Here is a 25,312-nt window from a genome sequence, read left to right on the forward strand (position 1 = left end):
GAATTAAAACATGAAAAAACTAATAAAAACCATTGATGGTAATGAAGCGGCAGCATATATAGCATATCGTACAAATGAAGTATGCGCCATCTATCCCATTACACCTTCTTCCACAATGGCCGAATTATGCGATGAATGGTCTGCTAAAAGCATCAAAAATATATGGGGTAATGTTCCTGACGTCATTGAAATGCAAAGTGAAGGAGGTGCTGCTGGTACTGTTCACGGAGCTCTGCAAACAGGAGCCTTAACCACTACATTTACAGCTTCCCAGGGGCTCATGTTAATGCTGCCCAACATGTATAAAATTGCTGGTGAATTAACTGCAACCGTTTTCCATGTGGCAGCACGTTCTTTGGCCGCACAGGGGCTTTCCATCTTCGGCGATCATAGTGATGTGATGGCTGCTCGTACAACAGGCTTCGCTATGCTGGCGTCTGCCAATGTTCAGGAAGCCCATGACTTTGCATTGATTGCACAGGCTGCTACCATGCAATCCCGCATTCCATTTATCCATTTCTTTGATGGCTTCCGCACCTCACATGAAGTAAGTAAGATCAACTTAATGAGTGATGAAGTGATCAGCTCCATGATCGATAATGACTTACTTTTTGCACACCGCTTACGTGCGCTGAATCCGGACAATCCTTTCATAAGAGGTACTGCCCAAAATCCTGATGTTTACTTTCAGGCAAGGGAAACCGTAAATCCATTTTATGCACAAACACCAGGGATTGTGCAACAGCAAATGGATAAACTCGGAAGCCTTACAGGACGTTTCTACAAATTATTTGAATACTATGGTAAGCCTGATGCAGAAAGGATCATAATCATGATGGCATCAGGTGCTGAAACGGCAACTGAAACAATAAAAAAGCTGATGGAAGATGGAGAGAAGGTCGGAGTGATCAATGTTCGCCTGTTTCGTCCTTTTTCTGTTAAGCATTTAATTGATGTTTTGCCTGCTTCAGTAAAAAAAGTAGCTGTTCTTGACCGCACAAAAGAACCTGGTGCTGATGGTGAGCCTTTATATAAAGATATTATCACTGCATTCACCGAAGCCTATAATGATGGTCAATTGACTCATTTGCCAAGAATAGTAGGTGGCCGCTATGGCTTGTCGTCTAAAGAGTTTACTCCTGCTATGGTGAAAGGAATTTTTGAAGAACTGAAGAAAGATGTTTCAAAGAACCATTTCACCATTGGTATCAACGACGATGTAAGTAACAGCAGTCTGGATTACGATCCATCTTTTGAATTGGAAGATGAAGGAATGACTGCTGCACTCTTCTATGGCTTAGGTGCAGACGGTACCGTTTCTGCAAACAAAAACAGTATCAAGATTATTGGTGAGAATACAGATCTATTTGCTCAGGGCTATTTTGTTTATGACTCCAAAAAGTCTGGTTCGCAAACAGTCTCCCACCTTCGTTTTGGAAAGAACCCGATCAAAGCTCCATATTTAGTAGAGAAGGCCGACTTCATCGCTTGCCACCAGTTCAACTTTATACAGAAGATTGATATTCTTCAGAAAGCAAACCCAGGTTCAGTATTCCTTTTGAACAGTCCATACAGCAGTGCAGATGTTTGGGGACATTTACCAGCACCTATCCAACAGCAGTTGATTGATAAGAAAATAAAACTGTATGTGATCGATGCTGATGAAGTAGCTCAAAATGCTGGCATGGGTAATCGAATCAATACGATCATGCAGACGTGCTTCTTCGCCTTGTCAGGTGTACTGCCAAGAGAAGAAGCGATTAGTCAGATCAAACAGGCAATTGAAAAAACCTACAGTAAGAAAGGTAAAGCTGTTATCGATCTGAATTTCAAAGCAGTAGATGCAGCATTGAGTCATTTACATGAAGTCTTAATTCCTTTAACAGTTACTGCTCAATCAGGCTTTCCTGATATCGTACCTCAGCAGGCACCAGACTTTGTTCAAAATGTGACAGCAGTGATGATGAAGGGTGAAGGTGACCAGTTGCCGGTGAGTATGTTGCCTATTGATGGAACTTACCCCAGTGGTACTACCCAATGGGAAAAGCGTAATGTTTCGGATACCGTTCCTGTTTGGGATCCTGTGACCTGTATCCAGTGTGGCAATTGCTCTTTTGTTTGTCCTCACGGTGTGATCAGGGCTAAATTCTACAACCAGGAGTGCTTGGAAGATGCCCCGGAAGGATTCCCTTCTGCTAATATTAGTGCCAGGGGCTTTCCTGAAACTCGTTACACCTTGCAGATCTATGCAGAGGACTGCACTGGTTGCACGCTTTGTGTAGATGCCTGCCCTGCATTCAACTTGGCTGATAATACCCGCAAGGCAATTAATATGGAAGCCAAAGCTCCCATATTGGATAAAGAAAAAGAGAACATCAAATTCTTTGAAAGTCTACCTGTAAATGATCGTTCAAAAGTTGATTTTTCCTCAGTTCGTGGTGCACAGTTCCTGGAACCATTGTTTGAGTTTTCCGGTGCCTGCGCAGGCTGTGGTGAAACTCCTTATGTAAAACTCCTGACGCAATTGTTTGGCGATCGTTTGATCGTAGCTAATGCCACTGGCTGTTCTTCTATCTATGGAGGTAACTTGCCAACCACACCTTGGACGAAAAATAAAGATGGTAAAGGTCCTGCGTGGAGTAACTCCCTATTCGAAGACAATGCTGAATTTGGATTAGGCATGCGCGTGTCAGCAGATAAACAATTAGGGATTGCGCAAGACTTGTTAAAGAGACTAAGCTCAGAAATAGATAATTCGTTAATTGAAGACATCCTCAATGCTCCTCAATTAACCGAGTCCCAGATCATGTTGCAACGCATGCGTGTACAAAGACTGAAAGAAGCCTTGAAGCGATCTTCAGACCCTTTTGCAAAACACTTGTTATATGTTGCCGATCATTTTGTTCGTCGCAGTGTATGGTTGTTGGGCGGTGATGGTTGGGCTTATGACATTGGTTCTTCTGGATTAGACCACGTACTGGCTAGTGGCCGTAATGTAAACGTATTGGTAATGGATACTGAGGTATATTCAAATACAGGTGGTCAATCCTCTAAGTCAACTCCAATGGCAGCAACTGCTAAATTTGCGACTGCAGGTAAAAGGGTAGGGAAGAAGAACCTGGCTTTGCAGGCGATCTCTTATGGGAATGTATATGTAGCGCAAGTAGCTATGGGTGGCAATCCCCAGCAAACGCTTTTGGCTATGCGCCAGGCCGAAGCTTATGAAGGTCCGTCACTCATATTAGCATACAGCCATTGTATTGCACATGGTATTGATATGGCCAAAGGATTGCAACAACAAAAGTTAGCAGTCAACAGTGCCTACTGGCCGCTATTCCGCTTCAATCCTAAATTGCGCCAGAAGGGTATCAATCCATTCATCCTGGATTCTCCTCGTCCAACCATTCAACTGAAGGATTATGCGCTCAATGAAATGCGCTATAAGAACCTGGAGAAGAATAACCCTGCTGAAGCCAAACACCTGATGGAAGTTGCCCAGCAGTTGGTTGATCTTAGATGGAACACCTATGAAAATATGGCGCAATGGAAGGCTGAAGAGTTTGCACCGGTTTTATAACCATGATCCATTGGTCTACTTACATTTGTTCCTTAAATGCTTTGAATAATGACTGTTCAGGAAATCTTGCAAACCCTTCAGCAACATTCCAATTTTGTAAACATCCAGGGCATGAGCCGTTATGGTATCAATACAGAAAAAGCTTTCGGTATAAAAATCCCTATTTTGCGTCAATTGGCAAAAAGCATTGGTAAAAATCATCCACTGGCATTAGAGTTATGGAAGAGCGAATTCCATGAAGCAAGGTTGCTTGCAATTTTTATTGCCGATCCAAAGCAGGTGGATGAAACTTTAATGGAACAATGGGTGCTCGACTTTAACTCTTGGGATATTTGCGATCAATGCTGCAGCAACTTGTTCGAACGTACTCCCTTTGCTTTCCAAAAGGCTTTAGAGTGGGTAGATCGGAACGAAGAATTTGTGAAGAGGGCTGGATTTGTTTTAATTGCAGTTTTGGCTGTTCATCGAAAAAAACTGAACGACCAGGAATTTTTACCTTTCTTCTCCTGTATAGAAGAAAAGTCTGATGATGAACGCAACTTCGTAAAAAAAGCGGTAAATTGGGCATTAAGGCAATTAGGAAAAAGAAGTTCTTTATTAAGGGATAGAGCTATAGAGGTTTGTGAACGATTAAAGGTCCGGGATAGTAAAAGTGCTCGCTGGATAGCGACCGATGCATTAAGAGAATTAAAAAGCGAAAAGAAGCAGAAAAAGATAGTAAAATTAGCCGACACGAAATAAAAATAGCCAGGTAATGCACCTGGCTATTTGTTTGAAAACAAAAGTATTTATGTTTAATTCCTTGATGACAGCTTTGATAGCAACCTCAGGATTTCCATGTACAACCATACAATGGTAACCAGCAGGCCAAACGCGCTGTACCATTCAAAATATTTAGGTGCACCGTGTGCAGCCCCTTGTTCCATCATGTCAAAGTCCAGGATCAGGTTGAGGGCAGCTACGATTACAATCACTAAGCTAATACCTATTCCAAGCATTCCATTATCATGCAGAAGGGGCATTTGAATGCCGAATAAGCGCAGAATAAGGGATATAGCATAGAACAATGCAATACCTGCAGTTGCTGCGATGACTACTTTTTTGAAAGTATTGGTGGCCTTGATAATACCAAGGTTATACAAAAAGTACATGGCTCCTGCAGTGCCAAAAGTGAGCATTACTGCCTGCATAACAATGCCTGGAAGTGCAGCGTCAAAATATGCAGATATGGCACCAAGGAATAAGCCTTCTAGCAATGCATACCCTAATGCCAGGTATGGTGCCCATTCCTTTTTGAAAATAATAATAAGGGCTAATACAAAGCCTCCAATCATAGAACCCCACATCCAGGGCATAACATCAACACCTTTGTAAAACAAGCCCCAGGTAAATGAAGCGGCTCCTAATACCATGATCAAAAGCAAACCGAACTTTTGTACAGTACCACGTACTGTCATGGCATCGCCTTCGTACCGGTAAACTTTTTCAAATGTTTTTTCAGATATAACAGGGTTACCCCCCTTAAACAGTCCCATAGAGATGATTTTTTTTGTGAAAATAATGTTTTGTTGTGTATAAAATTAATGACCTCCTAGTCTGAAACGGGTCTGGATTTTTTGTACATTCATTAAAACCATTAACCAACGATGCCTTACACTCCTGAACAAACTTTTTACGAAGTTATGTGGCGTGTAAAAAATACGCCTTTTCCTCTTCCCTGGTGGGTACAGCAATACTTCAGAAATTGGCACAACGATTACAATACTGGACTTTTCAGTAGTAAAGAAGAAGCTTTCGCAGCAAATGCCTTGTATCGGTACTGGAGTATGGTAGGCGTGAAAGACCACCACCAGGAAAGCCTGATTGGGCAGGCTGGAGAAATTGAACCTGTTTATGACCGCTATTCTGTCAGCTTTTTTCTCTTTAATATAAGAACAAGGGAGCTGTATTTTCCCCAAACTTCTGGTGGCGAACACCTGAAACAGCGTTATGAAGAGAGTTATCTCCCAATTATTATTACCGATTTTACTCCAGTTAATGGAATCAGCGTCTCCCAAAAGGTATTGGCTACAACGGCAGGCGTAGATCAGAACTCTGTAGTAGTTTCCAGGATAAAAGTGGATCAGACAGATCAAAATAATGACCGCTTTATGCTTTGTGTTTCTGTATCGCCTTATGGACCTACTTGCTTTCAACGGCGATACAAATCAGGGCGTATTCAGCCCTATAAAGGCGTGTCTTACATGAAATATATCCCGGAAGAAGCCTGGCTTTCTCGTGTGAATACTAGTTGGGGACCTGTTTTCAGTAAGCAACCCGACACTTTTGGGTTATATGGCAATCAGGGTGAAACGGATCCGGACCATTACATGTTCCATAATCCTTATAGTCAATTAGCTCATAATGGAACTTTGAATGGAGAAACGAATGCTTCAGATGAAATAGCTGGTTTATGCAGTAGTGTTTTTGCTTGGGAACTTCCATTGGACAATTCTGTTTTTGAATTGGAGATTAAACTGCCAGTTGATGATTACAGGGGTTATGCAGATTTTCTGGAGTTGAAAAATGAAGATCCTGAAACCTTGGAAAACAAAAACCTTGCTTATTGGAAAAATAAATTGGATGGCTGTGGGTTGCAGGCCTCACTACCTGGAAGCATAATATCATTATGGAATCTTTACAGGGTCTGCCGTGCCAATCTTTTAATTTTATCTGATAATGGGGAAATTCATCCCGGTCCAACTATTTACGATTCCTTTTGGATCAGAGATTCTTCGGTTGAAGGAGTTGCATGCGCGTTGAGTGGTGATGAACAACTTTCTATTAGGCAAATCGGTCACCATTACACAGAAGTATTTAATGTCAATAAAGACGAATGGATTGGACCGGCAAGAGCTTATGGCTTTTTTGGAGGAGAGCATGAAAAGAATGATCGCGAATGGGATAGTAATGGTCAGGCACTCTGGGCTATAGGACGGTTGGATAGGATCTTGGGCCGCGATGAAAACTTTGGAGAAAGTTTGTTCACTCCTTTCGTGATTGAAGGCTGCCGTTGGATTAGAGACAACCGTGATGCTTTTGGGCTATTGAATGCTGGTTGGAGTGCAGAACATTTAGGTGAAAAAGAAAAGCCTCATTATTGGGATGACTTTTGGGCCATTGCCGGTTTGTGGGAAGCTTTAAGGTTAGCTGGTAGATATAATCGTCCTGAAGCTGCCGAGATCCGAGCAATATTTCAGGACGTTGCCAATGCTACAGCTCAATCAATAAGGTGGGTTTTGCAGGAACAAAATAGCAGGGGATTTTGGGAAACTTTTATCCCGACTGGTCCTGCGGATGTGGGCAGGCTGGATTCTACTATTATCGGTGTGGCGGCCTATTTTCATCCATGTCGTTTATATGATGGTGTAAAACTGGGGACTGAAGTTGATATCGCTGCAAGGATGACACTGTATACAATCTGGAGTCACTTTATAAAAGGAGGGTTCAGGCACGACAGTGCATGGAATTGCTATGGACCCTATCTGACCTTGCAACTTGCACATGCTTTTCTGTTAATTGGAGAAATCTATAAAATGAAACAGTGTTTAGAATGGACGATAAAGGCAGGCTTTTCACCAGTAAGTGGCACATCTGGTAGACCAGGCGATATCGTATTCGCAGCAATGGGTGCCTGGAACGAACAACATTGTTATCCAATAGCTACTGATTTTAAAGAAAAGCCCTATACTAATTGGTACATGGGCGATATCCCTCATGGGTGGGCCTGCGCGGAATTTATATTGCTATTAAGGGATATTTTGTTTTTTGAATCTTCAGAAGACAGCAATCCTCATATTTATATTGCCCCAGGTATCTTGCCTGATTGGGTAAACAATGATGAAGTGATCTCTGTTAAAGACGCACCAACAGTATTTGGCGAAAAGTTTGCTTACCAACTAACTCATGACAAACAAAACAGAACAATTGAGATACAGATCATTCAAGCTCCCGGAGGTATCCCATTTATTTTTCCTTGCCGTTTCGGCCAGGGAGTTCGCGCTGTAACTGTTGATGGAAATAGTATTTCATTTAATGGTACAGACATTACCTTACCTGCCGGCAGTAATTTGATTACTGTTGAATATTCGGTATAACTAACGTAGTTAATTTTTAAAACCTGAAGCCGATTGACACATTCGGTAATGCTCCTTCTGTCGATATCCCTACAGTTCCCTGAATCAGTACCAAAGCTGCCGGTATTATGTAAATGCCCGCCCCAAAACCATCATGCCATTTTTTCGATTCTTCTCCATCTACCCACACTCTTCCAACATCATTAAATAACGTGAGACCAAAAGTCCCCGGGAGTAGGTAAGAAGTAAAATCAAATAGCTTCATCCGCAATTCAATATTATGAAAAAGCATCGATTCTCCTGCAAAACGATAATTGCGGAAACCTCTTAAATTAAGGTTGCCACCTAAATACAACTGCTGGAAAAAAGCAGGCTCGCCAAAGGTTGTTCCTGCACCAATGCGGTTAGCAACAACAAAATTGCTGTCCTTTCCCAATGGAAAATAAAAGCTGAAATCTGTGACAAACTGCCCAAACTTATTTTGTTGTTTGTTCACCTGCCTCATTCCCGTTAGTGTGGTATTCCAATAAATACCGCCTATTGGCCACGACTTATTGTTTCGGCTATCCAGTTCTACACCGCCAACCAATCCAGCAAAAACTTTTTCTGAAAAAACATCTTCTTCCGGGTTTTCTGAATCATAAACATTGATGAAGCGTCCTTCGTTTTTGCTGCTTGAATTCTTGTAAAATTGTCCTGCCAAACCCGCACTGATATTCAGGTGTTTGCCTGTCGGTCTGTTCAACCTGAATGTTGTATTGGTGAAATTATACCGCGTGCGGTAATAAGATATTGATTTACCTCCATCCTTATCAAACACAGTTTCATTCCCGACTCCAAAAAAGTTGCTGGAATTATTGGGTGTCCGCGCATCTACATCAAAGCTCAAACCAAGCTTGCCACCTGCAATTTGTCTCCAATTTCCTGAATAGGTAATAAAAAATGCACTTGTAGCCAATGCATGTCCAACAAGAAGCCTGTGCATGACCGCGTATGGCTCCTTTCGGAAACCATGTTTTTCATATGTGAGACCAGCACCTAGTATTACGCCATCATCAATGTTATACCCAACATATGCTCTGGGCGCTAACTTATTATAACGGAAGTTTTTCTGGTTGTACTCATTGACACTGCTATCATTGGAAAGGCGAAGATGTGCAGTAGAACGGGCTGGCAATACATTTTCTTTATCTTTCCGGTCATATACATACAACTTCGCTTTTTTGTTTTCTAAATGAAAACTATCCCTGTCACCTCCTCCAATCATTCGCAGCTTGATTTTCGAATGTTTCGCTCCTGTTACCATAAAGATATCCTCACCACCACGTCCGTATAATCTTACTTCTTCAGTAATGTTGGGTTGAAAACTACGGTGGTAAATAACTTGCCCAATACTATCATCTTTCTTTTGCTTATGAACGGTAAGGGTTAAATCTCCTTTAGAACCATAATCAGCTTTGAATAATTCCCGTTTATCTGAAGTGGGTATATCAACAGTCTTTGATATAAAACGGAAGTATTTTAAACCTTCCTCTTTCAGGTTGTTCCTGCGTGCAATTAACTTTTCAATAATTTCTTTTCCTGAAAGTTTATAAATAGTATCTGGCAGTTTCCTTATGGCACTTGCAATAACTTCATCAGTTAACCTGCTTTGAACAAAGGCAATTTCTTCCTCCCAATCTGCCTGACTCAGACCGTTTAAAAATGTACGGTCAAAGTACCTGGCATTGAAGTTAAACCCGTTGATGTCTCGTATATCTTTTTGGAATCCTTGAAATTTGGGCAGGATCCATTTTCTCGAAGCCATAGATGGGAAAACTCCTTCTGAAATGTAATATACCTGATCCCGGTCGCGTGGATAGGGTCGGTAAATGGTCCCTGTATCGTCTTTTACCTTCAACCATCGCCATTGATCTTCGTGACGATCCCAGTCTCCTACGATGATATCCAGTAAACGGGCACGCAATACCTGTTTTTGAGCGATCCGATTATCATTGTCCTCTTCCATTTTTTTCAACACCTTTTCAGTATTATCAGTGTCTTCTATATCTAGAGGTCCTCTTTCTTCAAATAAAAGCACCGTATTGGCAAAATCTTTCCTGTATTCACCAAGAGCAGGATCATCAGGCATGAAAATAATTTCAGGATTCGTATGAGGAACTTCTAGCGCAGTTGCCAATGGTGGAACTGTAATTGCTGCGTATGGATGAGATGTTGAAATGAGATCTTGAAGTATATCCTTTGCAACAGTAGGTCTCAAATTAACTGGCAGAGCTTTTTCAGGGTCTTTCTGAACTGAACGTAACACCCATTCCCGTCCGGATGAATCTTTTAACCGTAATGATTTAGTTTGCATTCCCCCACCTCTTTCAACTATTTGCAGCCCGCCCTTCTCTTCCAGGAGCTTGAATACCCGCAATTTTACAGGTGTAGCCCACAATTTTCGGTAGTTCTCTCCAAAGAAAAAGCGATGTGTTTTGCCTACTTCATCATATTCAGGCGCAATGGCTATAGTTATACTATCTGGCGAGGAAGATGTTTGCCCATAACAGGATAAACTGAAGTTCAAAGCGATAGTTAAAAGTAAAGATGTAAACAAGCGTCGTCTTGGCGAAATTGTAGATGTCATTTGTTTTTGTTTTTCATGAAAAAAGCTGGTGCTTCATGAATCTTTTATACTAAAATTTACAAATAACTATCCATAAAAATTTATACCAACCAACAAAAAAAAGGCCCTCTGTTGAAACAGAAGGCTCAAATTGACGATTGCTTGCCGTATTAAGGCCACAAATCTATTGACATAAATGTACTACTAACATTAAACCATGTTAATAACTGTTAAAGAATAAATATAAATTACATGGCCTTGTTCAGTAATCAAATCATAGCTTCTAACTACCAGAGTCTTCCCCCAATTCGTCATTCAAATCATTCTTCACTCCGGCAGCATTACTTAAAAAGTTAGGTATGATATGAGAATACGTCCACATGATTTTATCCGGATCATTAAGCTGTTCCACCATGCTATGCCATTTTTCTGCTCCAAATTCTTTTATAATGTTCCGTTTTTTTTCTTCCTTCTGTAAATGAAGACTCATACCTTGTGCATCTGCTTCTGGGTGGAACTGTGTGCCAATCATGTAAGGATTAAAGCGTATGCCCATGATGGCTCTTTCATACGGCACATGTGGACGCTCTTTTTCAATACATAATATTTTAGCTCCCTTCCGTTTTAACTTTTCATGATTTGGCTGCACAACCTGCCATTTGCGGCTATCAACCACATAAAAAGGATCATTAAGCCCTTTAAATGTAATTTCATTTTCACCTGCAGTAGTTCGATGAGTAGGAAAAACACCAAATGCTGAAGATTTACGTTTGGTAACTACTGCAACTCCGTAATGACGGCAGACAATTTGAAAGGAATGGCAAATAAAAAAAACAAACTTTTTTTGGCTTCTATTTCCATCCTTGTTCCATTCTTCTACGGATTGTAGCCAGTTAATATATGCATTATCCCATTCTGAACCTTCACTGGCTAATGGACTACCAGGGCCGCCACTTGAAAGGTAAATATCATAGGAAAGATCGGGTAATTCAACCTTCTGTCGTACTTCAAATTCATCAACTTGAATGTGTGTCCCGCTTGCAGCACTCCATTGACGCACAACCTGTCTGAGGCATCGCATGCCTTCATTAAGATGGCCCTCGTATAAGTCTAAAATAGCGATCCGGATCATTGCATTAAATCAAACGCAAACTTAACCGTCTTATAGTAAATATATTATATTAATTTTTGTTTAATATAATATCAGGTAATAAAAACAATAAGTGATAATTTTCGGTTCCCGAAAATGTATTATGTGTGGACTGAATGAATATGTTCACTGATTGCTTTGATAATTTCTTTCATTAAGTCTGAATTTTCAAAATCAACCGAATTAGAGAAAGTAAAATGATCGGGCGTGGATGAAATGATTTTATCTGAGGGTAATAATTTCAACAAATCAAATTCAAGCATATTTAACTGATACTCTGTGAAAAAGGGAGTTTCTTTAACAAACACCATTGCATGATGCGGGTGATCTTCATATGTGAAGCGAATAGTAAATATGCGTGCCATTGGAATCGTTGGGTTTTGCTTTAACGAAAACAGTGCCAATCTGTAAAAGGGGAGTACTATCTAGCGGAATCGCTACACAATCTACGAAGAACTGCTATTTTTTTAAAATTTTTTTTCGGTTATTCCTGCCAAGAATTCTGAACGGATATGATCTACAACTTTAATCAGATCTTCATCTTTCTGGTATGCATTTAATTGACGGTCAGCTCCTGTTCCTCTTGCAAGGATTTGATGAATAACATTTAACCTGTCTCGGGAACCAAGGTGATCTACGACATCATCTACAAAGTCAAGAAGTTCTTCAATTAATTTTCTGGTGTTTATTTCTTCTTCCTTTCCAAAGTCAATGAGGCATCCGTCTATGCCATATCGGCTTGCTCGCCATTTATTTTCATTGATTAGGGCACGTGAATATTGTATGAAATTGAGATTTTGGGACCTTAACTTGCTGATTTTAGCACAAATAGCTTGGAACAACGCCGCTATAGCTATGCTTTCATCTACAGTTAGCGGCACATCACAAATCCTGAATTCGACCGTCTTGTAAGATGGATGCACCCGCAAGTCCCACCAGATTTTTTTGGGACTGTCTATGCAATTGGTCTTCATCAATAGTTTTGTAAAATTGTCATACGCTTCTATACTTTCAAAGCTTTCCGGTATGCCTGTGCGGGGAAATTTATCAAAGACTTTGGTGCGGTAAGATTTGTATCCGGTTTTTCTGCCTTCCCAAAAAGGAGAATTAGTGCTGATAGCAAATACATGTGGCAAAAAATACCGGGTTGAATTGACAATGTGATTGGCCATGGCACGGCTTTCCATACCAATATGTACGTGGAGGCCGAAAATCAGGTTGCTCCGGGCAGCATCCTGCATTTCATTTACAATTTCATTATACCTGGCATGATCTGTAATCAATTGCCTTTGCCACTGGCTAAAAGGATGCGTTCCTGAAGCACCAAGACTATAACCAAGGCTTTCTGCAACTTCCAAAATAGTCTTTCGTAGAACCGATATATCATCAAAAACTTCATCTGCATCTTTGCAAACATCTGTTCCAACTTCAACGACAGCCTGGTGCATTTCTGCTTTTACTTTATCAGCAAAGATCTTTTCCCCTTCCTGAACGATTTTTTGCTCATGACTTTTAAGTTCCCTTGTTACCGGGTCAAGCACCATGTATTCTTCTTCGACTCCCAAAGTGAAGTTCTTATAATTGATAGCAGGCATTACCGATTTACTGGAAAAAAAGTTGATAATTAGGCCACAAGGTACAAGGAATAGAATACATAGGCCATCATGTTCTGGAAACAAGATTTTCCATCTCCAGGCTCCTCATACTTTCCTGGATAAATTTGCCCCATGTTAGGTTCATTTCTCCTTCCTTGTGCGACAGGGCTCGTTCAATAATATAATTGGTCAGGTTTTCTACCACCCATTCAAAATTGGCTTCACCTATACTTTCGTAACTGGTATTTGCTGCCGGATTATAAAAATCTATAGCATAGGGAACTCCATTTCTTACAGCAAGTTCAACAGAATTGAAGTCATATCCTAAATGTGTGTTTAATTGTAATACGATTTCTTCTATTTGCTTGGTTCTTTCTATGCTAGGTGTATAATCAACTGAATATTGTTCACCAGGTTTATTGTGAGGTTCAAATGGCATAATATGTACATATTTATTGCCGATACAGTAACAGCGGTAATATTCCTGGTACTCGATTGCTTCCTGTAGCATCATCACAAGTTGACCGGTTTTGGTATGCTTGCTGTAAAAATCATCGGCATCTTTTAACCGGTGAACGTCCTGCCAATTACCACCAGCAACTGGTTTTAAATATGCAGGAAAACCGACGTAATTAAATATGCTATGCCAGTCCAATGGATATGTAAGATTCGAGAAAGAGTCATGAGTGGTTTCATATGGCAACTCGTAAGATGGTAAAATCACCGATTTCGGTACGGGAATGCCGATTCTTGTCATCAGGCAGTTATTGAAGAACTTTTCATCAGCGCTCCACCAAAAAGGATTGTTGATAACAGCTGTACCTGTTAGGGCTGCATTTTTGAGATAGGACCTGTAAAATGGAACATCTTGCGAAATTCGGTCAACAATTACCGCATATCTGGTTTTCTCTCCTTGAACCACTTTATCAATGCGCACTGGCTCTGCTGATACATTCTCGATTCCACGGCCATTGATCCTTTCAATGAGGGCCATAGGAAAACTACGTTCCCTGCCAAACAAAATGCCTATCTTTTTCATAATATGGTTTTTGGGATGAAGAAAAAAGAAACACTTTAAAATACAACATTAGCAATTATAAACTAATACAATGATCCCATCTTGCAGGAAAATTATTCTAATTTTTTCATGCAGAATAAAAAAGCCAGCCTCAAAAGAGACTGGCTTTTTTATCAAAAGGAAAGATAATTTATTGAAAAATATATCTCAGGCCAAGTTGAATACCCCATGTACTGCTTGTGGAGTAGTTTGGCTGGTAACCTTTCTTAGGACCATTTGGATCAAAAGTGAACTTAGGATTAGCAGCATTGAAAGCTTCTTTCGCAGAGTTGTTCGAAGTGCTGCCAGAAGTTGGTACACCTAAAATACCCATATCCTGGAAGGTTCCAAAAGTATAAGAATACCTGTAACCCCAATCATTGTTCAACAAATTCAGGACGTTGGTGACGTCTGCACTTACTTGGAAACTGTGTTTTTTATTGCCTGCCTTTACATTGAAATCTTGCATAACTCTCATATCCAAAGAGTGCCACCAGGGTAATTTGGCGCCATAGCGATCCATATATTCACCTTTGTGTTCTTTTAAATATTTATCATTATCTATGAAGGCAAAGAATGCATCACTTTGCTGCTGTGTTGTATAAACATTATTACCAACTTTAAAACCTTCTACAAACTGTATTTCGGAAGCGTTCTTAGGAATGTAGAGAATGTCATTAGTTGCGCCATCACCATTTATATCTGCACCATAACGGAAACTATACCTTTCTTGTGCTGATCCTGAATAAAATAAACCAATGGTGGTAGCAGTTTTATCCTGCCAGTAATCAATTCTGTACGACAAGTTGGCTACAACACGATGAGGAATAGAATAGTTGGAGTACCCTAACTCAGGTTTGTTTGGATTCATGATAATGTTATTGGTTGACCAACCGCTACCAGATTGATCAGAAGAGCCAATAGCCACGTCTTTAGCAATGGTGTAGGTATAAGCTACATTACCTTCCCATCCTTTGCTGAAAGCTTTTTGAACCATGGCTGTAAATGAAGCACTATAACCTTTTTGAACATTATCCATAGCAATCATTTGGTTAATGTTGCTATTCAACTTGGTTGCATAGACTGGCCTTTTATCAGCAACTCCCCCCAGTGTTCCGGTTTGAGCGCCTAGGTTGGCATTACGGAAATAGACGTTATTCAACATTTTGGTGAAAATGCTCTCGAAAGTAAATGTAAAGTCTTTAGCAAACTTCTTATCTACTGCAAGGTTGCTTCTCCATACTTGTGGCATTTCAAAATTTTGATCAGCAGCACTGAAGGATGATCCGCTTGGAATAGTAGTGCCAACGGCTGGTACAGGATTAGGAATGTATGTGGTCCTGTCTGCGTTGTACCTGATGTTATTTAACTCAGTTGCATTTGCTTGGTATAAAGCACGGATAACTCCATTATCACCAACTTGGTTCACCAGCCAAATAAATGGTATCCGGCCAGTGAAGATGCCGCTTCCACCTCTTGCGACAATCGATTTGTTATCTTTGATGTCGTATGTAAAGCCAACTCTAGGAGAGGCCAAAATTTTTGCGTTTGGCCATTGGCTTACATCAAAAACTTCCGGCCTCCAGTCTTCATTTCTAAATACAACTGGTTCTAATGCCTGGTTTCTGGGGGCATCATATGGGTAGAATGGTTTGTCAACCCTTAACCCATATGTTACTTTTAACTTCGGAGAAACATTCCAGAAATCCTGCAGAAATACGCCCAACTGCGCAAATTTTGCTTCTGCAGGCACAATTGTCGTACGATCACTTGGAGCGTAAGTAACGGCAAATACCGCAGGAGCTTTGTTATCAAGGAAATCTTGTAAAGTATTATAACGATAGTAGCTGGGACCACCTGCACTGGAAAATGAATTGGCAAATGACAGGTATTCAAATGAGGCACCAGCTGTTAAAGTATGCTTCTGAAGGTTGATCGTTAGGTTATCTGCAATATTCCAGGCTTGGTCACTGATACTGTTTTTATAAGAAAACAGATCTGTACCCAATGAAATATAAACATTGTTGGGATCCCTCATGATATCTACAAATGGCATGTTGCTGTTTGGAATTCTTTGCAACTGGTTATCTGTATAAGAGGCAATGACCTGGTTAGAAAATAGGCTATTGAAATTGGAATTGAATTCCAGTACACCAGACTTAACTACAGTATTATTCTTAAAGTTAGTACCTGTGTAAACTAATCCACCTGTAGAACCACCACGGCGGCTGTTATTGATCCTGTTGGCTGTTACACCAGTTACACTTGATGCATTTACCTGGTCATCATCATTGGTTTCTGATTGAGTATAGCGGAAAGTTAAACGATGCTTATTGGTGATATTCCAGTCCAAACGACCGAGGAATTTCTTATTGTCAGTTTCAAAATCATAACCTTCATAGGCACCGGGGTCATAATTATAAGTGTTGATCAGGTAAGTACGTAATTTATCAAGATCACTGGCCAATACTGGAGTGACCTGAGGGTTATTATCATTTTCGCCTGGTCTTTTTGCCAACCATGTTTGTCCGGGGTTTGTTCTTTTTTCAAACTCTCCGTTTACAAAAAAGAAAAGTTTGTCTTTGATGATTGGGCCGCCAACGCTTCCGCCATAAATTTTAGTTGAACGTTTGGCATTAACTACTTCAATTCCTTTTACTTTATCACCATTAAAATCCTGGTTTCTGTAATAACCATAGGCAGTTCCATACCAGTTGTTGGTTCCCCTTCTGGTTACGGCATTGATACCACCACCAACAAAACCCGATTGTCTAACATCATAAGGCGAAATGTTGATTTGCATTTGATCAATGGCGTCAATGGATATAGCTGAAGTTGCGCCACCTGGTACCATTCCATCACCTCCACGGCCAAAATTGTTGTTGAACAACGAACCATCAATAGTGATATTGTTGAACCTGTTGTTCATGCCTGCAAAACTATTGCCGTTTGCCTGCGGTGTCGCGCGTGTAATGTTGGTAAGACTGCGGCTGATGTTCGGCATGTTTTGAATCTGCCTCCTGGAAATGTTGGTTGTGGCGCCTGTCTTTTCTGTATTACCACTCCTGGTAGTAGTAACTGTTACTTCTGACAATTGCTGTGCAGATGTTCCCATAGAGATCTGCAGGTCGAAACGTTCTCCCAATGGAACTTGAATTTCACTCCTTTTGAAGTTTTCAAATCCAACAAATGAAGTTGTTACTGTGTAAGGCCCACCTGGAGGAATGTTTTGAATATCAAAACGGCCGCCTGACCGACTGGTAGTAGTAAAGATAGAACCAGTTGGCTCATGCTTTACTGTAATTGTTGCCCCAACTAGAGGTTCATCCTTAGCTGACTTAACAGAACCACTAATGCTACCGGTCGTCACCTGAGCATTTAGGGCATGGCTAAATAGGGTAATGATTAGTAGATAGATAATTTTTCTCATGTGTACAGAATTTCCCTGCAAAGAAAACAACTTAATTGATTGTTCTATTTACACATTGTTAACAATTTGTGATGTATTTAAGGAAGTTAGAGGTCTTTTGTAGTGGCACTTTGCAATAATATTTATTTAGACAGCACTAATGTTAATTGTATTTTGTTGAAATTCAAACAGTTGTAATAATTGTATTTCCTGTCTTGGTTAATCATTCCCGCAATAGAAGAGGCGGTTGTATTAAATATTATTTATTTTTATGTGTAAAAAATTTGGAATGAAATTGATTGTGTAAAGGGACTTTTGCTCTGAAATTATAGATGTATTCAATTTTCTCTAAGAGTTTGAAGTTTTGCATATCTGATTATTGTATTATAAATTAATACAATAATTGTTTTGTTGAATGACGGTAAAGCTTTTAGATAGCCCTACCTTTCCTACCTTTGCAAAAAATTTGTAAATGCTCGATACTATTGAAAGTGCAATTGAAGATATAAAGGCGGGAAAACTGGTCATTGTTGTAGATGATGAAGATCGTGAGAATGAAGGCGATTTTATTGTAGCAGCAAGTAAGGCTACTCCCGAAGTGATCAATTTTATGAGTAAACACGGCCGTGGCCTTATTTGTGTTGGTTTACTGGAAGAAAGATGCGATGCCTTAGGATTGGAATTGATGGTAAATAACAACACAGCGCTGCACGAAACCGCGTTTACAGTTTCGGTAGATTTACTGGGACATGGTTGTACATCTGGTATTTCTGCTCATGACCGTTCTAAAACTGTACAGGCTCTTATTGACCCTGCTACCCGTCCTGAAGACCTTGGCCGCCCTGGCCATATTTTCCCATTGAGAGCCAAAAAAGGTGGCGTTCTGCGTAGAGCCGGGCATACAGAGGCTTCTATTGATCTGGCCCGCCTGGCAGGTCTTGAGCCCGCTGGTGCAATGGTAGAGATTTTGAACGAAGACGGGACCATGGCTCGATTACCAGAGCTGATGGAATTGGCTAAAAAATTCGATTTCAAGATTATTACAATCAAGGACCTCATCGAATACCGGCTGAAACGGGACTCTCTTATTGAAGAGATTGTGAGAGTGGATATGCCAACAAGGTTCGGTCACTTCAAACTAATAGCATTCCAGGAGAAAAATACAAGCAATGAACACCTGGCGTTGATAAAAGGTGATTGGAAGCCGGGAGACCCTGTATTAGTTCGTGTGCATTCTTCTTGCTTTACTGGGGATATCCTTGGCTCACTTCGTTGTGACTGTGGGGAACAACTACATGGCGCAATGAAAATGGTGGATGAAGCCGGAAAAGGTGTAATTCTGTATATGAACCAGGAGGGTAGGGGTATTGGCTTGCTCAATAAATTAAAGGCATACCGTCTGCAGGAGGAAGGTATGGATACCGTTGAGGCTAATTTGCATCTGGGCTTTCAGATGGATCAACGCGATTATGGTGTAGGAGCCCAGATCTTGCGTCATTTAGGAGTGAACAAGCTGCGCCTCATTTCTAATAACCCCAAGAAAAGAGTTGGGTTGATCGGTTATGGCTTGGAGATTACTGAAAATGTTCCGCTTCAGGTAGATCCTAACCCACACAATATACACTATCTGAAAACCAAAAGGGATAAATTGGGACATGAACTTGGATTTAAGTTTCATTAACCAATATTTTTAATAATATGTATAAAAAAGCCTCTTAACTAGTTTCAAAGTTGAAGAGGCTTTTTTATTTCATGATAATTTGAAAAATTATTGTCGCGAGATAGGCATCCAGACCGACATCTCTGAATGTCCACGGTTACCCCAGGCATAATACGGGATCAGCCTTACCCGCACAGATTTCGGTTCGCTATTCGATACCTCCCTGTATAATTCATTCTTCCATTCTTTCTCATTAAGAAGCTTGGCTTCACCTTCCAGGCAAAAGAGCGCACTTTTGTCAATGGTTATTTCCTTTGGCTGAAATTTTATTGTCGATGGTATCGAAACATTAGCAATCTTAACCTGCGGCATGTCTACCGATTCAATACAATAAACAATAGGCCCTCTTTTAACAGCTACCTGGTTACGGGATTCCTCTACTAATGGATTGGATTCGATCAGTTGAGCAGGCATAGCTAGTACAAGCTCAATTTTATCACCTGCTTTCCAGTTGCCATTGATTTCAGCATATTCGCCGGGCGTCAGGGCAATACTTTGCTCTTTGCCATTAACTTTAACTGAAGCATTGTTGCACCAACCGGGTATGCGTAGGAATACAGAGAAAGACTTTTTAGGAGCTTTTTCAAACTGCACCGCTATGTTGCCATCCCAGGGATAATTGGTTTGTTGTTTCAGGCGTATTTCGGAGCCGTCTTGAAGGTGGGTGGTAAGATCATTGCTGCCATACAGGTTCAGCCATAAACCTTTATTAGATACACTATATGCATAATGGCTTACTTCGGCTATCGTACGCACTATGTTTGGAGGACAACAGTTAGACAGTTTTATATAAGGTATCCTTCCACCAGCCCAGCGCAGGGTATAGGGAAAATCATCAAACGCGCTCAACGGGTTGGTATAAAAGAACTTATTTCCGTCAAGGCTGATTCCCGAAAGCACACTATTATATAATGCTAATTCCAGCACGTCTGCATATTTTGCAGCTCCGGTTACCTGCAACATCCGCCAGTTCCATAGCATGTTACCAATATTTGCACAGGTTTCATTATGTGCAGTTACATTGGGGAGTTGGTAGTCTCTTCCGTATGCCTGGTGGGTCTTTTGAACGATTGGCGGATTGTAAGATGTACCATATGGCGAAACGCCATCGTATAAAGCGCCGCAACCACCGGTAATGTACATCTTCCGGTGAACAACATCTTCCCACATGATGTTCAGCCTGTTCATTAAGCTGGTATCACCAGTTTCGGCGTAAACATCTGCTACACCAGCAAATAAATAATTGGCTCTTACAGCATGCCCCATAACTTCTGTTTGTTGCCTGAAAGGAATGCGGTCCTGGTTATCATCCGTACCATTATCTACCATACCTCTTATATTGATGAGGTTTTTTGCGAGTTCAAGGTATTCTGGTTTTTTAGTGGTGCGGTACATCTCTATAATACCCATGTAGTGCGATGGGCAAATGGCATTACGGGCCAGCTCAGGTGTGGAGCGGTTATAGAAGTTTTTTAAATATTCAGTGGCTTTAATGGCTACATTCAAAAGTGATGTCTTGCCAGTTGCCCTGTAGTGTACACAGGCTGCCGTCATGAGGTGCCCTAAATTATAAGCCTCAAAACTTAGTTGGTCCTGGAAAGCTTTGGCTTTACCTGGATTATTCTTGTCTTGAATGATTACTGGTGTATGGATATATCCGTCCTCGCGTTGAGCCTTTGCAATGACAGGAATGATTCTATCCATCAGTTCGTCCAGCTTCTTGTCCTTTGTAATGGCATAAATACTGGCAATGGATTCAAACAGTTTGTAAAAATCGCCATCATGGAAAGGGGGGCCTGAATGGGAGCCGGTATCTAATCCAGCAGCTATTTCAAAGTTCTTAAAGGCATGGCTAACATCAGCGGCCATATAGGTCCGCAGCAAATTTGGCATCATAGAGTCCTTGCAAAGGCGAAATTTGTCTGCCCAAAAGCCATTGGTCCAAACCACATCATTCATGTCAACAGAATGTAAAACGGCTGATGGACTTGCAGAAGTGTTCATTAAACTCTTGGTTTGGGCTGCTGCCGGATTGATGAATGCCCAGCTGCCTAATAGAAAAATAGCAAGCTTGAATTGTTTTTTCATAAACATGATAATCTTGAACAATAGAAAGTGACTAAAAAGCTTTTTGTTGTGAGGTTGTTTCTGTGTTGCTTTTGGGAAGGGGTATTTCGGAGAATAAATGGGCTTAAAAATAGAAATAATTTCCAATTATAAATGTTTTGTCAACAATTTAATTTTTGTGGCTTTTAGGTAGACAAAAAAGCCTTTGAATAGTAAAATGTTCCATCATTAAAGTAAAACCTGACATTGTGCAGGCTGGGCCACGGGTCTAATTTTAGCCGTTGTTTTTTTGTTTCTGTTTTGCTTTTAGGAAGATGTACCTCAGTCATTCACCATATTGCTTTAAAACTTCAAAACGTGTCCCATATAGATTTAGTCCCTTTTAAAAAACAATGCCTGTCTTGGTTGTTCGCTTGCTTATTGGTAACAATATCTACTTCCGGTATTTATGCCCAGCAACAAAGAGAGGTTCCTCAGGAAATCATGCAAAAAGTATATGAAGAAGTGAAAACTCCTTATAAATATGGTTTGGTAGTAGTTCCTGGAGATGATTCTAAAAAGGTGGACTGTCCAAGTGTTTTTCGCAAAGGCGACCAATGGTATATGACCTACGTGATTTTCAATGGTCGGGGTTATGAAACCTGGCTTTCTAAAAGCAATGATTTGCTTCATTGGGAAACTTTAGGACGTGCTATGTCATTCTCTGATACTTCCGATTGGGATAACAACCAGAAGGCTGGTTACATTGCACTTCAGGATTATAACTGGGGAGGAAGTTACCAGTTGCAGAAATATAATGGCAAATATTGGATGTCTTATTTTGGAGGCAGTACCAGGGGATATGAAGCAGGCGATCTGGCAATAAGTATCGCATATACGAAGAATAACCCTTCCAGGCCTCACGAATGGAAACGTTTATCCAGGCCCGTTTTTACATCAAAAGATAGTGATGTGCGCTGGTGGGAAAACAGGAAGATATTTAAGAGCTCTGTTATTTGGGATAAAGAAAAAATAACTGGTTATCCATTTGTCATGTTCTACAATGCTAATGGTGACTCTGCCGCTAACAATGTAAAAACAAGATGGTTTGAGAGAATTGGCATGGCTGTATCCAATGACATGATCAATTGGAAACGCTTTGAGCAAGAGCCTGTAATGCACCATCCCGTTGGTATCACTGGTGATGCGGTTGTGCAGAAGATGGGTGATGTGTGGGTGATGTTTTACTTCGGTGCTTTTTGGCAAGGCCGTAAGGATGCCTTTAACCGTTTCGCCTGTTCTTACGACTTGGTTCATTGGACAGACTGGAAAGGGGAGGACTTGATCAATTCATCAGAAAACTACGACGACCGCTTTGCGCATAAATCTTATGTGATTAAACACAATGGCGTCGTTTACCATTTTTATTGTGCTACTAATAAAAAGGATCAACGCGGCATTGCAGTGGCCACTTCAAAGGACTTAGGCAAGAGTAACTTGAATTTTTAAGTAGGTTTGCTGTAAGGCATCTAATCATCTAATCACACGCCAGCCTGTTCATGAAAATATTGACTACCTCAATCTATCTCTTTCTTTCCATCATAACATGGGCGCAGCCACAGCTTCGCCACGATTTGCATTTTACCAGGCTCGCAAGTGCATGGGATGAAGCGATACCGCTTGGTAATGGCATGGTGGGAGCGTTGGTTTGGCAAAAAGGCGATAAGCTGCGCTTTTCCCTTGACCGTTCCGACCTATGGGATCAGCGACCAATGAAGGGGTTGCACCGAAAGGAATTTAGCTATCAATGGGTGTACGAACAGGTAAAGAAAAATGACTATAAAATAGTTCAGGATTACTTCGATGCACCATACGACCGTGAAGCAGCACCTACCAAGATACCTGGCGGAGCCTTGGAGTTTAATACTGGTAATTGGGGCGAAGCTAACTATGTGTATCTTTATTTGGACAAAGCCTTGTCTGAAGTAAGATGGAGCAACGGTGTTGTCCTTAAAACATTTGTCCACGCGACAAAGCCCCTTGGCTGGTTCAGGTTTGAAAATGTAACAACTGATTTTGTGCCTGAACTTATTGCACCGAAGTACCAACTGGATAAAACTGTGAATCCTGATTCTGTTAAAAGTAACGACCTGTCAAGGCTTGGATACAAGCAGGGAGTTATTAAGCGGAATGGCAATAACATCACTTACCACCAGGAAGGTTGGGGAGGTTTTGCCTATAACATCAGTGTGAGCTGGAAGCGGGTAAATAAGAATACAATAGAAGGTGTTTGGAGTATTTCATCGCAGTTTCCCATTAAAAAAGAAAATGTCACTTCGTCCAGCATCGTTAAGAATGCTTTGCTAAGATCGTTTATATTTGATTATCAATCGCATGCAGCATGGTGGAAGAACTTTTGGAATAAGTCTTCTTTACATGTGCCCGATACCCTTTTAGAGAATCAATGGTACCGCGATCAATACAAGTTTGGTGCGTCTACACGCCGGGGAGCTCCGCCTATTTTACTACAGGGTGTATGGACGGCAGACAATGGTAGAATACCACCATGGAAAGGAGATTACCACCACGACCTGAACACGCAATTGAGCTACTGGCCGGCATACAGTGGAAACCACCTTGATGAGGCGCTTGCTTACTTGGATCATCTGGATGAAAACAAGAAAAATTATAAGCGCTATACCAAACTCTATTTTGGTAGTAATGGCATTGCTGTTCCGGGTGTAACCACAATGGATGGAACTGAAATGGGAGGGTGGATCCAATATGCTCTTTCTCCAACGGTTTCTGCATGGTTGGCTCATCACTATTATCTTCAATGGAAATACAGCAAAGACAAAGCATTTTTAAAGGATCGCGCCTATCCTTGGTTCAAGGAAGTAGCTGCACACCTGGAAGGTATTACTTACAAAAACGAAAAAGGGTTCCTGCAACTTCCAATCAGTTCCAGTCCGGAAATCAATAATAATAGGATTGATGCCTGGTTTCTTCAAAATACCAATTACGACCTTGCATTAATGAAGTTTGTTTTTAAGGCTGCTGCTGAATTGGCCAACGAGTTGAATCTGAAAAGTGATGCAGCTCACTGGAATAAAATGCTTTCCCAATTCGACGATTTCGCCTTATCGGGCAATAATGAATTGATGTATGCTCCTGGCTATCCATACGCTGAATCTCACCGTCACTTTTCTCATGCCATGGCCATTCATCCATTAGGTCTGATCAAGTGGGAGGACGGCGAAAAGTCACAAGCAATTATTAAAAATACGCTTAGCTTAATAGATAAACTGGGACCCGACAACTGGAATGGTTATTCGTATTCTTGGCTATCGAATATAAAGGCCAGGGCTAAAGATGGAGAAGGGGCCGCCAAAGCTTTAGAAATATTTGCAAAAGCATTTTGTTCAGTCAATAGCTTCCACATAAACGGTGACCAGACGAAATCTGGTTATTCAAAACGTACCTACAGACCCTTTACTCTTGAAGGTAATTTTGCTTTTGCTGCTGGCCTCCAGGAAATGCTGTTGCAAAGCTATGCCGGCTTTATTGAGATCATGCCTGCTGTACCTGCATCCTGGCAAAATATCAGCTTTAATCAGCTGCGTGCAGAAGGAGCTTTCCTGGTAAGTGCAGAAAAAGTAGGAGGTAAGGTCGTTAAAGTAAAAGTTGTATCAGAAAAGGGTGGTAAAACAGGACTGAAACTTCCTTTTAAAAAATGGAAATTGATAACAGGAAAAGGCGTGAAGGTGGGGAAAGATGTCAATGGAATCATTAACCTTACTTTTGAACCCGGCGGCCATTGGGAAATTGTCAATATTGATATGTCTTATACATCTAACAAGAAAATTAGCAATCCCAGGTAATTTTCTTGCTCATCATTAGCACATACCGTGACCCATCGGATCATATTTGATATACACCTAATTCCACCCCAATCTACAGAGATTCTGTGTTAAAAGTCAAGAGATTTTTACTTTAATTTTGTGTTTTAGGCGGCTGTATGCCAGCCTGTTTAGG

At 40.8% G+C, this 25,312-nt stretch carries 14 protein-coding genes; 6 read left to right on the forward strand and 8 right to left on the reverse strand.

Features of this window, described 5'->3' with window-relative positions:
- Window positions 1–10 precede the first annotated feature (10 nt).
- Together nifJ and OCK74_RS14665 are read left to right on the forward strand one after the other, a co-directional pair.
- Window positions 11–3,577, forward strand: a complete 3,567-nt coding sequence (nifJ, locus tag OCK74_RS14660) for a pyruvate:ferredoxin (flavodoxin) oxidoreductase (RefSeq protein ID WP_279297798.1) — start codon at window positions 11–13, stop codon at window positions 3,575–3,577.
- Between the two features lie 48 nt (window positions 3,578–3,625).
- On the forward strand, window positions 3,626–4,318 hold the full coding sequence (locus OCK74_RS14665; RefSeq protein ID WP_279297799.1) for a DNA alkylation repair protein: 693 nt from the start codon (window positions 3,626–3,628) through the stop codon (window positions 4,316–4,318).
- Between the two features lie 53 nt (window positions 4,319–4,371).
- On the opposite strand, the gene OCK74_RS14670 is transcribed toward OCK74_RS14665, so the two are convergent.
- Complete coding sequence (locus OCK74_RS14670) at window positions 4,372–5,112, reverse strand: Bax inhibitor-1/YccA family protein (protein WP_279297800.1); 741 nt, start codon at window positions 5,110–5,112, stop codon at window positions 4,372–4,374.
- Between the two features lie 111 nt (window positions 5,113–5,223).
- Here OCK74_RS14670 and OCK74_RS14675 point away from each other — a divergent pair, with 111 nt between their 5' ends.
- Window positions 5,224–7,713 carry a hypothetical protein gene (locus tag OCK74_RS14675; protein WP_279297801.1) on the forward strand — a complete coding sequence of 830 codons (2,490 nt, stop codon included), beginning with the start codon at window positions 5,224–5,226 and terminating at the stop codon, window positions 7,711–7,713.
- A gap of 16 nt (window positions 7,714–7,729) precedes the next feature.
- On the opposite strand, the gene OCK74_RS14680 is transcribed toward OCK74_RS14675, so the two are convergent.
- The 6 genes from OCK74_RS14680 to OCK74_RS14705 all read right to left on the reverse strand — a co-directional run bounded on the left by OCK74_RS14680 (window position 7,730) and on the right by OCK74_RS14705 (window position 17,532).
- Window positions 7,730–10,321, reverse strand: a complete 2,592-nt coding sequence (locus OCK74_RS14680; RefSeq protein ID WP_279297802.1) for a BamA/TamA family outer membrane protein — start codon at window positions 10,319–10,321, stop codon at window positions 7,730–7,732.
- A gap of 262 nt (window positions 10,322–10,583) precedes the next feature.
- Window positions 10,584–11,432, reverse strand: coding sequence for a type 1 glutamine amidotransferase (locus tag OCK74_RS14685; protein ID WP_279297803.1), 849 nt, complete (start codon window positions 11,430–11,432; stop codon window positions 10,584–10,586).
- A 119-nt stretch (window positions 11,433–11,551) separates the two neighbouring features.
- On the reverse strand, window positions 11,552–11,815 hold the full coding sequence (locus tag OCK74_RS14690; protein ID WP_279297804.1) for a hypothetical protein: 264 nt from the start codon (window positions 11,813–11,815) through the stop codon (window positions 11,552–11,554).
- A gap of 102 nt (window positions 11,816–11,917) precedes the next feature.
- Window positions 11,918–13,045: a carboxylate-amine ligase gene (locus OCK74_RS14695; protein WP_279297805.1), complete on the reverse strand. Its 1,128-nt coding sequence runs from the start codon at window positions 13,043–13,045 to the stop codon at window positions 11,918–11,920.
- A 67-nt stretch (window positions 13,046–13,112) separates the two neighbouring features.
- A complete protein-coding gene (locus tag OCK74_RS14700; RefSeq protein ID WP_279297806.1) occupies window positions 13,113–14,084 on the reverse strand; it encodes an ATP-grasp domain-containing protein in 972 nt (323 codons plus the stop codon).
- 169 nt (window positions 14,085–14,253) lie between these two features.
- Entirely contained in the window at window positions 14,254–17,532 is a 3,279-nt protein-coding gene (locus OCK74_RS14705) for a TonB-dependent receptor (RefSeq protein ID WP_279297807.1), read from the reverse strand.
- 451 nt (window positions 17,533–17,983) lie between these two features.
- On the opposite strand from OCK74_RS14705, the gene OCK74_RS14710 reads away from it, so the two are divergent.
- Window positions 17,984–19,192: a bifunctional 3,4-dihydroxy-2-butanone-4-phosphate synthase/GTP cyclohydrolase II gene (locus OCK74_RS14710; RefSeq protein ID WP_279297808.1), complete on the forward strand. Its 1,209-nt coding sequence runs from the start codon at window positions 17,984–17,986 to the stop codon at window positions 19,190–19,192.
- Between the two features lie 87 nt (window positions 19,193–19,279).
- Here the strand turns inward: OCK74_RS14710 and OCK74_RS14715 are convergent, their stop codons facing one another.
- Window positions 19,280–21,319 (reverse strand): aceric acid hydrolase, encoded by a 2,040-nt coding sequence (locus OCK74_RS14715; RefSeq protein WP_279297809.1) that lies wholly within the window; start codon window positions 21,317–21,319, stop codon window positions 19,280–19,282.
- Between the two features lie 336 nt (window positions 21,320–21,655).
- On the opposite strand from OCK74_RS14715, the gene OCK74_RS14720 reads away from it, so the two are divergent.
- Window positions 21,656–22,786: a glycoside hydrolase family protein gene (locus OCK74_RS14720; RefSeq protein ID WP_279297810.1), complete on the forward strand. Its 1,131-nt coding sequence runs from the start codon at window positions 21,656–21,658 to the stop codon at window positions 22,784–22,786.
- A gap of 50 nt (window positions 22,787–22,836) precedes the next feature.
- Window positions 22,837–25,158, forward strand: a complete 2,322-nt coding sequence (locus OCK74_RS14725; RefSeq protein WP_279297811.1) for a glycosyl hydrolase family 95 catalytic domain-containing protein — start codon at window positions 22,837–22,839, stop codon at window positions 25,156–25,158.
- The last annotated feature ends 154 nt before the right edge of the window (window positions 25,159–25,312 follow it).

This window comes from Paraflavisolibacter caeni (assembly GCF_025628885.1).
GTDB lineage: Bacteria > Bacteroidota > Bacteroidia > Chitinophagales > Chitinophagaceae > Flavisolibacter > Flavisolibacter caeni.

Coding starts and splice junctions, on each gene's coding strand:
- OCK74_RS14685 (WP_279297803.1), bottom strand. CDS start 11,432: ATGATCCGGATCGCTATTTTAGACTTATACGAGGGCCATCTTAATGAA.
- OCK74_RS14670 (WP_279297800.1), bottom strand. CDS start 5,112: ATGGGACTGTTTAAGGGGGGTAACCCTGTTATATCTGAAAAAACATTT.
- OCK74_RS14695 (WP_279297805.1), bottom strand. CDS start 13,045: ATGCCTGCTATCAATTATAAGAACTTCACTTTGGGAGTCGAAGAAGAA.
- OCK74_RS14675 (WP_279297801.1), top strand. CDS start 5,224: ATGCCTTACACTCCTGAACAAACTTTTTACGAAGTTATGTGGCGTGTA.
- OCK74_RS14725 (WP_279297811.1), top strand. CDS start 22,837: ATGAAAATATTGACTACCTCAATCTATCTCTTTCTTTCCATCATAACA.
- OCK74_RS14680 (WP_279297802.1), bottom strand. CDS start 10,321: ATGACATCTACAATTTCGCCAAGACGACGCTTGTTTACATCTTTACTT.
- OCK74_RS14665 (WP_279297799.1), top strand. CDS start 3,626: ATGACTGTTCAGGAAATCTTGCAAACCCTTCAGCAACATTCCAATTTT.
- OCK74_RS14710 (WP_279297808.1), top strand. CDS start 17,984: ATGCTCGATACTATTGAAAGTGCAATTGAAGATATAAAGGCGGGAAAA.
- nifJ (WP_279297798.1), top strand. CDS start 11: ATGAAAAAACTAATAAAAACCATTGATGGTAATGAAGCGGCAGCATAT.
- OCK74_RS14705 (WP_279297807.1), bottom strand. CDS start 17,532: ATGAGAAAAATTATCTATCTACTAATCATTACCCTATTTAGCCATGCC.
- OCK74_RS14690 (WP_279297804.1), bottom strand. CDS start 11,815: ATGGCACGCATATTTACTATTCGCTTCACATATGAAGATCACCCGCAT.
- OCK74_RS14700 (WP_279297806.1), bottom strand. CDS start 14,084: ATGAAAAAGATAGGCATTTTGTTTGGCAGGGAACGTAGTTTTCCTATG.
- OCK74_RS14715 (WP_279297809.1), bottom strand. CDS start 21,319: ATGAAAAAACAATTCAAGCTTGCTATTTTTCTATTAGGCAGCTGGGCA.